Consider the following 14,675-nt stretch of genomic DNA (forward strand, 5'->3'; position numbering starts at 1 on the left):
TATTTATTGTAGGAATAAATTTACTATTACATGCCCATACTGAGTGACAAATAGTTAGTGAAGTGGGGGTAAGTATATGTTATATCTTCATGATGTTTGGGTGAATTGGTTTGAAGGGGAAGAGAACGGATATAATGTATGCCATTTTCATGAATGGCGTAAGGACGATGGTGTTGAACTTCTGGATCAAGTGCCATTGCTGAAGGTTGACTCTGTATTATTCAATTATATTGAAAATGATCTCGCAGACATTCCACAGCAGCTTCTTGATGATATTTATCAAAAAGCGTATTTGAGAAAGAACCATGAGCGCGTTCAATTGGAATATTGCTTTGTTGTCACAGATGGGACAGGCATTCTTGCCGTTGATACAATAGGATATAGTATCCCAATCCGAAAAAGCCGTCTTATTCCAAGACAGGAACAGCTTGCATATGAAATGATTGCTGATCAAGATACAATTTCTTACTCTTTTTCATCATCAGCTGGAAAAGGTTTTCATATCCTTTCTCCATCACCTGACTTAATGGCAGGGCTAACAAGAAAAGAAAGACAGCTTAAACAGCTTTTGTTTATGGCATTGGATCAGCTGCACTCCTCCAAAAACGAAGCGGAAATTCGATATTGGTATACCGAATGGAGACCGGAAATTTATTCTGACATTCAAGCCATGAATTTTGAACATGCATGGGATCACCTTTTTGAAGAGAGCAAATATGGCTGGTCAAAAAAGCATGAAAGATTCTGTGAAAATTTAATAAAAGGACAGCCATTCTTTGAAAAATTATGGGAGATTGAGCATGGTTCGAGAGTGAATTAATAAAAAAACCTTCGATGAATGTCGAAGGTTTTTTCTTGTTTATAAACTAAAAATTAGAATAGGAATGTTCGATATAAGAAGAATTATTTATCTGCGTTTTCTTCCAAGTCCCATCGCATTTTCCATTTTTTTAATCATCTTTTGAGCTACTATATTTGCTTTATCTGCTCCATTATCCAAAATGATATCCAGTTCTTCTGAAGACATTAATTCATGATATTTATCTTGGATTGGTTTTAAGGCATTTACAACTACTTGTGCTAAATCACCTTTAAAATCTCCATATCCTTTCCCTTCATACATCGCTTCAATATCACTAATTTCTTTTCCAGTGAAGATGGAATAAATCGTTAATAGATTTGAAACACCAGGTTTAAGGTCTTTATCATATTTCACAATGCCATCAGAGTCTGTGACTGCGCTTTTAATTTTCTTTTCAATCACTTTTGGTTCATCTAAGATCGAAATAAACGATTTTGTATTCGGATCTGATTTGCTCATTTTCTTCGTTGGTTCTTGGAGGGACATAATTCTTGCCCCAACTTTAGGGATACGAACCTCAGGAATAGTGAAGATATCATTATACTTTTTATTAAATCTTTCTGCTAAATCTCTTGTTAATTCCAAATGCTGTTTTTGATCTTCTCCAACTGGAACTAAATCAGTGCTATAAAGCAGAATATCAGCAGCCATTAATGGGGGATATGTTAATAATCCAGCAGATACTGCATCTTTGCCTTCTGATTTATCCTTAAATTGGGTCATTCTTTCTAATTCACCAATGTAAGATACACACTGCATCATCCATCCTGCTTGCGCATGTGCAGGAACTTCGGATTGGACGAACAAAGTTGCCTTTTCTGGATCAATACCTACAGCAATATAAAGTGCAGCAAGGCTGCGAATATTTTTTCTCAGTTCCAGACGATCTTGGGGAACTGTTATGGCATGCTGGTCAACAATGCAAAAATAACAGTTGTATTCATTTTGCAGTTCAATAAATTGTTTGAGTGCACCAATATAGTTGCCAAGCGTGATGGTACCGCTTGGCTGGATACCTGAAAAGATAGTTTTCATGTTATATTCCTCCTTAAATTATGGATGAGAAGAGAAAAAAAGGCAGCAAAAAGACCATTCGTCCCTAATATTTAGGGACGAATGGTCCGCGTTGCCACCCTAATTACTCAAAATGAGTCACTCTGTACCCGCAAAACTGCAGGCTGCCTAATAACGCAGACAATACGTAAAATAAAGAAATTGATTCTTTATACTTAAGCTCCAAAGTCCATTCTATTTACCCGGATTCCTGTTCCCACCAGCCACAGGATCTCTTAAAACCAGACAGTAAATGTACTACTCTTCATCATAGCCATTCTTTTATTAGTTAATAAGATTATTATATAAGAAAGTTAATTTGAATTCAAATGCATTGACTGATATTTTGCCCATTTTAAAATTCATTTCAATTTATTGAATAGAGGAGAAGGAGAGATTTGTCGAAAAATGACCCTTTTCGTAAAAAAAATTTAATCTTCAAAGTGTTAGTATATTAATATTTTTCAGCAAATTAAGACCTATGGTAGAACTTTCCTACTAAAAACTTACTTGCAATCAAGAAATAAAATACTTATAATAAAAATCACCAAACAATTTCTTTACAAAAATGTTACATTCTCAATAAAATTTGATTGTCTATCAGCATATTTTTTGCAAAACTCAAACTCTGATGTAAGTTTTTCATACTTATAACTCCAAAACTAGTATTAACTTTTATATTTCGATATAATTATCAGAATATAGAGGATAATCAATCTTTGAGCATAGGTTAACTTATTTTACGACGAGAGAAGTGGTTTGCGCTTTTTTCTTTAATGTAAAAAGACAGACTATTTCAGCAATATATGTCAGGAGGACAATTGTATTTTAGGAGATTTTTGTACAAGTACAGTTTGGGGAAAAATAATAGGGGGTTTTACCGTGAACAAAAAGAGATTTTCATTTCTCTTCAGCATCTTGCTTGTACTAAGCATGTTCCTTGCAGCATGTAGCGGCGGCGATGACAACGCTGATGGCGGCGATAGCGGCGACGGCGGATCTGATGTAGAACAAAATTTAAGTGTTAATATCAATACTGAACCACCTTCTTTACACCCAGGTTTAGCTAAGGATTCAACTTCTGGTACTGTACTTCGCCAAACAATGGAAGGATTAACTCGTATTGGCAAAGAAGGTACACCTGAAGAAGCAATGGCAGAGAGCTGGGAAGTTTCAGATGACCAAACAGTTTACACTTTCAAAATTCGTGAAGCTCAATGGTCAAATGGTGACCCTGTAACTGCTAACGATTTTGAAGCAGCATGGAAATGGGCTATTGACCCAGCTAACCAATCTGAGTATGCATACCAATTAAACTACATCGCTGGTGCTGAAGCAGCTAATACTGGCGAAGGTTCACTTGATGATGTAGGCGTTAAGGCAATTGATGAGAAAACTTTAGAAGTAACTCTTGCAAATCCAACTCCATTCTTCTTAGAGTTGACTGCATTCTACACTTACTTACCATTTAACAGCAAAGTAGCTGAAGCAAATGCTGAGTGGGCTAACGATGCTGGTGATGATTATACAACTAACGGTCCTTTCCATATGACTGAATGGGCTCACAGTGATAAAATTGTTCTTGAAAAGAGCGATACTTACTGGGATAAAGATGCTGTAAAATTAGACACAATTGAAATGATCATGGTTAACGATCCAAATACAGAACTATCTATGTTTGATAACGGTGAACTTGATTGGGCAGGAGCTCCAACTGGTGCACTTCCACTAGATGCTCTTCCTGCATTAAAAGATGAAGGCCGTCTAATTACTGAACCAATTGCAGGAACTTACCTGTACAAATTTAATACAACTGTTGAACCATTCAACAATGCAAATATCCGTAAAGCATTTGCACACGCAATGAACCGTCAAGAATTAATTGACAATGTTACACAAGGTGAACAGCTACCAGCAATGGCGCTTGTACCACCAACAATGTTCCCAGAGAACGAAGAAGGCTACTTCCCTGATAACGATATGGAAGCTGCGAAAGAATATTTAGAAAAAGGTTTAGAAGAGCTTGGTTATAGTGATGCTTCTGAACTTCCTGCAATTACTCTTTCTTACAACACATCTGAAGGCCACCAAAAGATTGCACAAGCAATCCAAGATATGTGGACTCAAAATCTTGGTGTTGAAGTAACACTTAACAACCAAGAGTGGGCTGTATACTTAGACAGCGTACATGCTTTAGATTACCAAGTTGCTCGTATGGGCTGGTTAGGTGACTTTAACGACGGAATCAACTTCCTTGAAGCTTATCGTGATGCTGATGGCGGTAACAACGATACTGGCTGGGAAGATCCTGAGTTCCAAGAATTACTTGCTCAATCTGCGACAGAAACAGATGCAGATGCTCGTCAGCAACTATTAAAAGATGCTGAAGCGATCTTTATGGATGCAATGCCTGTAGCACCTATCTATTTCTACACAAATAACTGGGTTCAAAACGAAAACTTAAAAGATGTTGCAATTTCTGGTCTTGGAGATGCTCAATTCAAATGGGCATATTTTGAATAATCGATAGTAATTTGACGAAAGGTATATGGGATCAAGTTTCCCATATACCTTCGTTTCTGTAACTTGAAGCTGCAAATTCGACCAATAAATGACAAATTTACTTTGTTTTGTAGTTGTGGTCTTTCTTATAAAAAGTATTAATATGGAGGTGTTGTCAATGGCTAAATATATAGGGAAGCGTTTGTTGTACATGCTTATTTCATTATGGCTAATTGTTACAGCAACGTTCTTTTTTATGCGCATGGCACCTGGAAACCCGTTCACATCTGAGAAGCAGTTACCTCCCGAAATTGAAGCAAACTTAAATGCACACTATGGATTAGATCAGCCATGGTACGTTCAATACGGAGAGTATTTACTAAGAATCTTAAAATGGGATTTTGGTCCGTCATTCAAGTATAAGAGTCAAACAGTTAATGACTTGATCAGTGAAGGTTTCCCGGTATCATTTCTATTAGGATTGGAAGCGATCTTTTTAGCAGTTGCAATTGGTGTTTTATTAGGAATTATTGCTGCCTTGAAACACAATAAATGGCAGGATTACACAGCAATGATTGTCGCAGTTCTAGGTATATCTGTTCCATCATTTATAATGGCATCATTCCTGCAATATTTCCTTGCAATCAAATGGGGCATATTCCCTGTTGCCAGATGGGAAGGGTTTATGTACACAGTTCTTCCAGCACTTGCACTTGCTTCTACTCCAATGGCATTTATCGCTCGCTTAACTCGTTCGAGCATGCTGGAGGTACTTGCAAATGATTATATTAAAACAGCTAAATCCAAAGGTTTAAGTAGTGGTGCAATTACGGTCAAGCATGCGATTCGTAATGCTATGCTTCCTGTTGTTACATACATGGGTCCGCTTACGGCCAGTATTTTAACAGGTAGCTTTGTTATTGAAAGAATCTTTGGTTTACCAGGACTAGGTGCACACTTTGTAACAAGTATCTCTAACCGGGATTACACAGTTATTATGGGTGTAACGGTATTCTATAGTATTCTATTACTTGTATCTATTCTCCTTGTAGACATTGCATACGGAATCATCGACCCACGCATTAAGCTTGCCGGCGGGAAGAAGGGAGAGTAAACCATGGAAATATCAAAAGATAAATTCAAAGTAGTTGGAACCCAGCTGGAAGATGCTGAAAAGATATCGAAACCGAGCCTCTCCTTTTGGAAAGATGTTTTCGTTCGTTTCCGTAAAAATAAACTGGCATTATTCGGTTTAGTTTTATTAGCAATTCTCATCTTTATGGCGATCTTTGGTCCAATGATGACAGAATATGATTATAAGCAAAATGATCTGGCTAACAAAAACCAGGCACCATCTTCAGAGCATTGGTTTGGAACAGATGATTTAGGCCGTGACGTTTTTACTCGTACATGGGAAGGTGCCCGCATCTCGATCTTTATCGGTGTTGCAGCAGCTCTAATTGACCTATGTATTGGTGTTATCTGGGGTGGAATTGCCGGCTATAAAGGCGGTCGTACAGATGAATTTATGATGCGCTTTGCCGACATTCTCTATGGAATCCCATATTTGCTATTAGTTATTCTATTAATGGTTGTGTTAGGTCAAGGTTTAGGAACAATGATTCTGGCCATGACGATTACCGGCTGGATTAACATGTCACGTATTGTACGTGGACAAGTTCTCTCGCTGAAAAATCAAGAATACGTGCTTGCTGCTAAGACACTAGGGGCAAATACAACAAGAATTATGGGTAAACACTTAATTCCAAATGCTATGGGACCAATCTTGGTTACCATGACGTTAACTGTACCATCTGCTATCTTTACTGAAGCATTTTTAAGCTTCCTTGGACTTGGTTTAACACCGCCGCTTGCGAGCTGGGGAACAATGGCTAATGATGGATTGCCTGCATTGCGTTACTATCCATGGCGTTTATTCTTCCCGGCGATCTTTATCTGTTTAACTATCTTTGCATTTAATGTAGTTGGCGATGGCTTGCGCGACGCTCTTGATCCAAGATTACGTAAATAGGAGTGAGAATATGGAAAAAATACTTGAAGTCAAAGATTTAAAAGTCTCATTCCAAACTTATGGAGGACAAGTTCAAGCAGTTCGTGGTGTGAGCTTTGATCTTCATAAAGGTGAGACGCTTGCTATTGTTGGTGAATCTGGTTCTGGTAAAAGTGTAACTTCCCAGACGATTATGAAATTAATTCCAATGCCTCCTGGACAAATTACCGGCGGACAAATCCTTTTTAATGGCGATGACATTGTTCCAAAGTCAGAAAAAGAAATGGAAAATATCCGCGGAAAAGAAATCAGTATGATCTTCCAAGATCCAATGACTTCTTTAAACCCAACAATGCGTGTTGGAACTCAAATTATGGAAGTTCTTATTAAGCATCAAAACATGTCCAAGCAAGAAGCGAAAAAACGTGCAACTGAATTGCTGCGTCTAGTTGGTATTCCAATGCCGGAAAAACGTGTTGTTCAGTACCCTCACGAATTTTCTGGCGGTATGAGACAGCGTGCAATGATTGCGATTGCTTTGGCAGCTAGTCCTAAGCTTTTAATTGCCGATGAGCCAACAACAGCATTGGATGTAACAATTCAAGCGCAAATTCTTGATTTAATGAAAGAATTGCAAAATAAGATGGATACTTCAATCATCTTTATTACGCATGACCTTGGTGTGGTAGCAAATGTTGCTGATCGTGTTGCTGTCATGTATGCTGGACAAATTGTAGAAATGGGAACGGTTGATGAAATTTTCTATGATCCACGTCATCCATATACATGGGGCTTGCTTGCATCAATGCCAAGTCTTGAGAACGACAATGATGCAGAGCTGGCTGCAATTCCAGGAACACCTCCGGATTTAACAAATCCGCCAAAAGGTGATGCATTTGCCGCTCGTAATCAATATGCATTGGCAATTGATTTTGAAGAAGAACCGCCAATGTTCCAAATTTCTGAAACTCATTTTGCAAAAACATGGCTGCTTCATCCGGATGCACCGCAGGTAAATCCGCCTGAATCTGTAATGAAGCGTATACGCAAATTATCCTCTAACTTTGAGAAGCCTGTTCTTGTTAAGGAGGGTAAATAACAATGGCTGAAAAGCTTTTACAAATTAAAAACTTAAAGCAGCACTTTAATGTGGGAAAACCTAATATGGTTAAAGCCGTTGATGGAATCACATTTGATATTTACAAAGGTGAAACTTTAGGACTTGTTGGTGAATCTGGCTGCGGTAAATCAACAACTGGCCGTACCATTATTCGTCTATATGATGCAACAGACGGTGAAGTGCTGTTTGAAAACGAAAATGTTCATGGAAAAAAATCTGCAAAAGAACTGAAAAAGTTCAACCGTAAGATGCAAATGATTTTCCAGGATCCTTATGCTTCTTTAAACCCTCGTATGACTGTAGCTGATATTATTGCTGAAGGCATTGATATACACGGTCTTGCAAGTTCAAAGAAAGAGCGTATGGAAAAGGTTTATGAGCTATTAGAAACAGTTGGTTTGAATAAAGAACACGCCAACCGTTATCCGCATGAGTTTTCCGGCGGTCAAAGACAGCGTATCGGAATTGCTCGTGCACTTGCAGTAGATCCTGAATTCATCATTGCTGATGAGCCGATTTCTGCACTGGATGTTTCGATTCAAGCTCAAGTTGTTAACCTAATGAAAAAGCTGCAGCGTGAAAAAGGACTTACGTACTTATTTATCGCCCATGATCTTTCAATGGTTAAATATATAAGTGACCGAATTGGAGTAATGTACTTCGGGAAGCTTGTTGAACTTGCTTCTGCCGAAGATTTATACAATAACCCTATTCATCCATATACGCAGTCGCTTCTGTCTGCTATTCCACTTCCAGATCCTGAATCTGAACGTACACGTAAGCGTAAATCATATGATCCAGCTGTTCATAACTATGCTTCAGATGAAAAGATTGAGATGCGCGAAGTAGCCCCTGGCCACTATGTGTATTGTTCTGAAAAGGAATTAAAGCAATATCAAGCACAATATAAGCATTAAACTCGAAACGATCTCTTTTTAAGGGATCGTTTTTTTTATAGAAGGACGTTGAAGCATATGTTAATTATAAAGTTGTTTAATTAACAGTATAAATAAAATATTCAGTTATTCTTTAGTCCTTTTATCCACTAACTTGCTTTTTACTATCATACACTAAAACTAATGTAATTACTATTATAAATTTTCAATTAATTGTATTAGTTTTAACATTTCCCTCAATTAAAAGGAAAATGCATTTAATAAAAAATTTTGTCTATAAATGTATTAATTTCTTGTCGAAAGATTGATAAACTGTATGAAAGGGTACGGAGAGAAGGAGGGGAGGACAACAGCTATGAACAATAAAAGTGTATTCAGTGTTATTAGTTTAATCGTATTTCTATTGGTCTTAAATCTATCACCACAGCATTCTTTTGCTGTGGAAGAGGATTCTGTCAAAATGAACGGAATGATGCCGCAAAAAGAATTCTATGACTTGAAAAAAGAGCTGCCAGAAGTTATCAATAGGTTTAAATTTGATTCAGGTTATACGTTCAATTATCCAGATGCTGTTAGAGGCGTATATGTTACAGGGCATTCTGCAGGTGGGGAAAGATTTAACACATTAATCAATCTCATTAATGGAAGTGATTTGAATGCAATGGTCATTGATATTAAAGATGATTGGGGTAATCTAACTTACATACCAGAGGAAAATTCCCCTTACTCTCCGATTGGAAAGCCGTATATTAAGAATCCTAAAACAATGATGGATACTCTGGAAGAAAATCAAGTTTATCCGATTGCAAGGGTAGTTGTGTTTAAGGATACGGAGCTTGCTAACAAAAAACCTGAATGGTCTTTTAAAGATGGTAATCAAGTATGGAAAAACGGCCGCGGGGAGTCTTTTGTAAATCCATTCTTAAAGGAAGTCTGGGATTATAATGTAGATTTGGCGATTGAAGCGGCAAAGATGGGCTTTCAGGAAATCCAATTTGATTATGTGCGTTTTCCAGAAGGGTTTGAGACTCGAGATAATGAATTAAGCTACAATCATGGCGATTATACGGATGAGTCCACTGAAAACGTGCAAAAAAGGGTTAGTGCTGTAACTGATTTTGTAGCTTATGCGAAAGAAAAGTTAAAACCTTATGGTGTGAAGGTGTCTGTTGATATCTTTGGCTATTCAGCAACATTGCCGGAGGCACCGGGGATTGGGCAAAATTTCTCTAAGATTTCTGAAAATGTTGATGTCATTTCCTCTATGATTTATCCAAGTCATTGGACATCTTATTTTGGGATTGCAAAACCTGATCTAGAGCCATATAAACTGGTAAGTGAATATGCGAAGCTTGAGAATAAAAAGCTTGGTGAACTAGAATCTTCCCCAGTCTCAAGGCCATGGCTTCAGGATTTTACTGCTTCCTATTTAGGGAGTGGAAATTATCTGGAATATGGAAAAGAAGAGGTTGAAGCGCAAATTAGAGCTTTGAATGAAAACGGCATAGATGAATTTCTATTATGGAATGCTGGAAATTCGTATACTGAAAATGTGGATTATACACCTTTAGACTAGCAAGTATTTCAATAAGGTATGACCTATAAGGGAGCAGTTCCGATTGTAGGTTTATCAACTGATAATCGGGCTGCTTTTTCTTTAGTCTATTGTGTCATTTGACAAACTATTTTAATACGTTATGATGAAAGAGCCAAGCGATAAAGGCTTGCATCATCCAAACTTCCAGTACCTTAAATCTTTTGCTGCAGCTAATCAGTAGACAAGAGGCAGATAAAGCAGCATGCAGAGATCTAGAAGATAAACCTCCACCTTTCTTCTCAAAATGTATCCTTTATAATTGAACAGTTTTCATTTAATATCGTTACCCTCATACGATTTGAAGAGAATGTTTCTTTTCATTGAAATCATGCATGAACTGACTGTTATTTACGAATACTTCATTTGATTCGTTACTTCATAACGATCGAATGCTTAAACGGTATATAGAATAAATGAGCGGAAAGCTGGGAGCTTATCATGCTGGAAAGAATACTTCGCCTAGGTTGTACTAGGTAAAAAAAGGAGAAGATCCATGCATTGGTATGAAAAATTAAATCAATATTTTCCTATTGAAGAAATGAAATCAAAAGAGCATATGGAAACTTTGCTTGATGAACAGTCAGAAATTTATCATAAAGATGAAGGACCACATCATGTCTTGATGTATGTGGAACTTGACCATTTTGTTTTTATTGATTATTTATTTGTATCCAAGGATGCCCGGGGGATGGGCCTTGGCAAAAAGCTGCTTGCCAAGATGAAGGATAAAGGGAAGCCAATCATTTTAGAGGTTGAACCAGTTAATTATGACGATACGGATACAGAGAAGCGCCTGCGTTTCTATAAGCGTGAAGGCTTTAAACATGCACAGTCTATTGGATATCGCAGAAGATCACTGGCTACGAAAGAAATCAATGCAATGGAAATCCTCTACTGGGCACCGAATAATGAATCTGAAGATACTATTTTTGAAGCAATGAAGACAACCTATGAACTTGTTCACACATATAAGGATAAGCAATTTTATGGAGAGTCTTACCAGAAAGTAGATGAAGTCCTGACCTTTGATGAAGGAGAGAGCGGAAAAAACGTCCTTGATCGCCTATAAAATAACCGGTGGAATATAATGTTTTCTTAAAATAAGCGTTTCAAATCACGATAAAACCGAACAATTAACAGATTTCTTATCATTATCTGTTAAATCGTTCGGTTTTTATTTTGGTTTCTGATCTTAAAAAATAGATACTCATCTCATGAGTAAACTTTGATATGCTGGGAATAGCGGCATGCATGCTGTGAAAGTTAGCTTTACTCCTCAGGGAAAGCCCTTTCAAGCAGTGAAACTATTCAGTGACGTTTAATCCTTTTTTCAATTTAATAGCTTTAATTGAGAAAATAATAGTGAATTTAAGTTTAAAACTTGTAAAAAGGGGTACCTATTGAATATAAACTACCCTAATTAAAAGTGGAAATGTGAATACTTTGTGAACGTTTTATCGTTTTAAATGAAAAATGAAACTTTTTCACGCTTCAATCGTCTTATATAGTGTAACAGAGAATTTACTGTTTAACCTAAAAGATTATCTCATACTTTTAGGGTGTTTATAAAAACTTATATCCAATGGGCTTCTATTAGTGTATAATAGATAATACAAATTACTTTTTTAAAGTGATTTTAATTTACAAAGCTCCAAGTTTTATAAACAAGAAAAAAATCTAACAATAGATCTAATAATATGTCTAAATTAAGGGAGTGTGAATTTGTAAAATGGTCACATTATACACTTCACCAAGTTGCACATCTTGCAGGAAAGCGAAACAATGGTTAGAGGAGCATGAAATTCCTTATAAAGAAAGAAATATTTTTTCTGAGCCATTATCAATTGAAGAAATTAAAGAAATTCTTCGAATGACAGAGGACGGAACAGATGAAATTATTTCAACTCGTTCAAAAACGTTCCAAAAATTAGATGTTAATCTTGAGACGATGCCTCTTCAAAATTTATTTGAATTGATTAAAGATAATCCCGGCCTGCTTAGACGCCCAATTATTATTGATGAGAAACGTTTACAGGTTGGTTATAATGAAGACGAGATTAGACGATTCCTTCCAAGAAAGGTACGTACGTATCAGCTTCGTGAAGCACAACGACTTGTTAATTAAATTTTTAAACCTTCTTTCAATTGATGAAAGAAGGTTTTTATTTGTTTTTTATAAACGCAGAAACACACTGGATCACCCGTTTTAATGCCACAATTCTCTTTTCTTGTAGATGCGCTATATTTCTGTTAAAATACATTAACCACTTTTAAAAAGAGGAATTAGGCATATAACGGTTTTTAATGAATCATGCTTTTTTAATTCCCTTTATTCTGTTTTTATCATAAAATATAAGTACAAGGCACATAATTTGGACTTAATCGTAGGCCTTTGCTCTAAAAGAATGGTTAAAACAGATTAACCTGTTCTATACTGGGTATATGGAGAAAAAGTAACTATTTAAGGGTCTTTAGTCCCTTCAACCATAGCCAGAAGGGAGAGTTGTTGTATGGAAATTGAACGTATTAATGATAATACAGTTAAGTTTTACATTTCTTACATTGATATAGAGGAAAGAGGCTTTGATCGCGAGGAAATCTGGTATAACCGCGAAAGAAGTGAAGAATTATTTTGGGAAATGATGGATGAGGTTCATCGGGAAGAAGATTTCTTTGCAGAAGGTCCGCTTTGGATACAAGTTCAGGCGCTGGATAAAGGCTTAGAAGTACTTGTCACAAGGGCACAGCTCTCAAAAGATGGCCAAAAATTAGAGCTTCCTGTTCCAGATGAAAAAGCGCAGGATCTTCCGGTTGATGAAAGAATTGAAGAGATGCTTGATCATCACTTTAATTCTGAAGATGCTACTGAAGAAAATGAACAGTATGAAGGCAATTTGGAATTTCTAATAACCTTCAAAGACTTTGAAGACATTATTTCTCTGTCAAAAAAATCAGAGCTTGATTCCATCAAAACAACATTATATTCTTTTGAAGGCAGCTACTATTTATTTCTTGATTTTGACGAAGAATTGTTTGATGAAGAAGATATCGACAATCTTCTCAGCATTATGCTTGAATATGGTTACGAAACGCAAGTAACAATCCACCGTATTACTGAATACGGAAAAACGATTATTGAAAGTGATGTTTTTGCAGAACTTCGTAAATATTTCAAATAACCAAAACGATTTCAATATTGAAATCGTTTTTTTTTTTTTTTTTGCATTTTAAAAATTGTATATACTCTGACAGTAACATAATTATCCATAAATTTTTCAAACATACAGGAGTTAGATGTATGATTCATGAATACCTACTAGAAAGAAAGGAGGAAGAATGATGTTAACTGCAGTAAACAGCTCAGGGGAAGTTGTTTCACTTTTTAGGTCATACACTAGAGCCGAGGCTATATCTCTCAAGGAGAAGGGACCTTACTTTTGCCGTGAGTGTTCGGAATCATTGTTATTAAAAGCTGGCACAAAACGCATTCCGCACTTTGCTCATCATATGCATTCGAGGTGTCCGGAAAGTTATGAAAATGAGTCACAATATCATTTGAATGGAAAAATTAAGCTATACAATTGGCTGCGGCAAAAAGGAGTCTCTCCCGTAATGGAATATTATTATCATGAAATTCAGCAGAGGGCAGATATAGGATTTATATATAAGGAACAATCATTTGCCATTGAATTTCAGTGCTCGCCGATTTCAGAGGATTTGTTTTACAAGCGAACCCAGTCCTATCTCCAAGCTGGCATCATCCCAATCTGGATCATAGGAGCTAACAAAATCAAACGGATCGATCACAACAGAATTGCACTTACCTCATTTAATTATCTATTCCTTTCACTATATGAAAGGAAGTCATGGGAAATCCTAGCGTTTTGTCCAAACACAATGCATTTTGTTTTTCTTAAAAACCCGCTTCCATATTCCACGAAAAACACATTCGTCAACCTGCAAATTAAACCGCTCAAAAATCTTGATCTCTCTACATTACTCCATCTTTCAAACGAATCATCATCTATATCTTTTCAGCAATGGCAATCTGTCATCAGAAAGCAAAAAGACTTTGCAGCAGTTAGAAATAGCTCTTTCAGTAAAGCAATGTTAGCCGAATTATATAATCATCGTATCTCTCCATCACAACTTCCTTCAGAAATTGGTCTTCCTGTTTTTCATTCTCCCTATATTTCCACACCACCTTTGCAATGGCAAACGTTTCTAATGATGGATGTAATAATGAAGAAAAAGACATTTACGATAAGCGACGCCAAAACCTCCTTTTATAAGAGGGTTCGGAGTAAAAGTATTTCAGTGAGAAGATTCCCTCTTTTCGATGAATCTGAGGAGTTTCGAGCTGTTGAGGAGTATTTCAGCTTATTAGAACATTTATATATAATCTCCAAAACAGACCAGGGAGGATATTTTGTTTCTAATAAACTTGTATTTCCTTATAGCCAAAATGAACAAGTGCAATATGATCAATCTTTAAACAAGCGATTTGGAAAATATATAATGAAACAAGCCAGTCAAAACCAATTTGATAAATGAAATACAGTCTTTTAGCACAGAATAGGATGAGACGCTGATAAAAATATCGGAAAATAGCAGGAATTTTCGCAGTAAAGGAG

Annotated in this window: 12 protein-coding genes and 1 other annotated feature; of the genes, 11 read left to right on the top strand and 1 reads right to left on the bottom strand. The window is 36.5% G+C overall.

Features of this window, described 5'->3' with window-relative positions; genetic code table 11:
* Positions 1 to 76: 76 nt before the first annotated feature.
* The gene (locus tag J1899_RS07525; RefSeq protein WP_214478273.1) at positions 77 to 820 is read left to right on the top strand and encodes a YjbA family protein; all 744 of its coding nucleotides are present in this window, start codon (positions 77 to 79) and stop codon (positions 818 to 820) included.
* An 87-nt stretch (positions 821 to 907) separates the two neighbouring features.
* Here J1899_RS07525 and trpS read toward each other — a convergent pair whose 3' ends face one another.
* Positions 908 to 1,897 (bottom strand): tryptophan--tRNA ligase, encoded by a 990-nt coding sequence (trpS, locus tag J1899_RS07530; protein WP_214478274.1) that lies wholly within the window; start codon positions 1,895 to 1,897, stop codon positions 908 to 910.
* 70 nt (positions 1,898 to 1,967) lie between these two features.
* Positions 1,968 to 2,196, bottom strand: a binding site (T-box leader).
* 652 nt (positions 2,197 to 2,848) lie between these two features.
* Between trpS and J1899_RS07535 the strand changes: the two genes are divergently transcribed.
* The 10 genes from J1899_RS07535 to J1899_RS07580 all read left to right on the top strand — a co-directional run bounded on the left by J1899_RS07535 (position 2,849) and on the right by J1899_RS07580 (position 14,595).
* Entirely contained in the window at positions 2,849 to 4,438 is a 1,590-nt protein-coding gene (locus J1899_RS07535) for a peptide ABC transporter substrate-binding protein (RefSeq protein ID WP_066451662.1), read from the top strand.
* Positions 4,439 to 4,595: 157 nt separating this feature from the next.
* On the top strand, positions 4,596 to 5,531 hold the full coding sequence (locus J1899_RS07540; RefSeq protein WP_066447525.1) for an ABC transporter permease: 936 nt from the start codon (positions 4,596 to 4,598) through the stop codon (positions 5,529 to 5,531).
* Positions 5,532 to 5,534: 3 nt separating this feature from the next.
* Entirely contained in the window at positions 5,535 to 6,449 is a 915-nt protein-coding gene (locus J1899_RS07545) for an ABC transporter permease (protein ID WP_066447523.1), read from the top strand.
* A 10-nt stretch (positions 6,450 to 6,459) separates the two neighbouring features.
* Positions 6,460 to 7,527, top strand: a complete 1,068-nt coding sequence (locus J1899_RS07550) for an ABC transporter ATP-binding protein (protein WP_066447520.1) — start codon at positions 6,460 to 6,462, stop codon at positions 7,525 to 7,527.
* Positions 7,528 to 7,529: 2 nt separating this feature from the next.
* Positions 7,530 to 8,465: an ABC transporter ATP-binding protein gene (locus J1899_RS07555; RefSeq protein ID WP_066447517.1), complete on the top strand. Its 936-nt coding sequence runs from the start codon at positions 7,530 to 7,532 to the stop codon at positions 8,463 to 8,465.
* 334 nt (positions 8,466 to 8,799) lie between these two features.
* Complete coding sequence (locus J1899_RS07560) at positions 8,800 to 10,020, top strand: putative glycoside hydrolase (protein WP_214478275.1); 1,221 nt, start codon at positions 8,800 to 8,802, stop codon at positions 10,018 to 10,020.
* 514 nt (positions 10,021 to 10,534) lie between these two features.
* The gene (locus J1899_RS07565; protein ID WP_214478276.1) at positions 10,535 to 11,110 is read left to right on the top strand and encodes a GNAT family N-acetyltransferase; all 576 of its coding nucleotides are present in this window, start codon (positions 10,535 to 10,537) and stop codon (positions 11,108 to 11,110) included.
* Between the two features lie 660 nt (positions 11,111 to 11,770).
* Positions 11,771 to 12,166 carry a transcriptional regulator SpxA gene (gene spxA / locus J1899_RS07570; RefSeq protein WP_066447509.1) on the top strand — a complete coding sequence of 132 codons (396 nt, stop codon included), beginning with the start codon at positions 11,771 to 11,773 and terminating at the stop codon, positions 12,164 to 12,166.
* A gap of 385 nt (positions 12,167 to 12,551) precedes the next feature.
* Positions 12,552 to 13,220: an adaptor protein MecA gene (gene mecA / locus J1899_RS07575; RefSeq protein ID WP_214478277.1), complete on the top strand. Its 669-nt coding sequence runs from the start codon at positions 12,552 to 12,554 to the stop codon at positions 13,218 to 13,220.
* 160 nt (positions 13,221 to 13,380) lie between these two features.
* Complete coding sequence (locus J1899_RS07580) at positions 13,381 to 14,595, top strand: competence protein CoiA (RefSeq protein WP_246586696.1); 1,215 nt, start codon at positions 13,381 to 13,383, stop codon at positions 14,593 to 14,595.
* Positions 14,596 to 14,675: the final 80 nt, after the last annotated feature.

This window comes from Cytobacillus gottheilii (assembly GCF_018582665.1).
Lineage (GTDB): Bacteria > Bacillota > Bacilli > Bacillales > Cytobacillaceae > Cytobacillus > Cytobacillus gottheilii.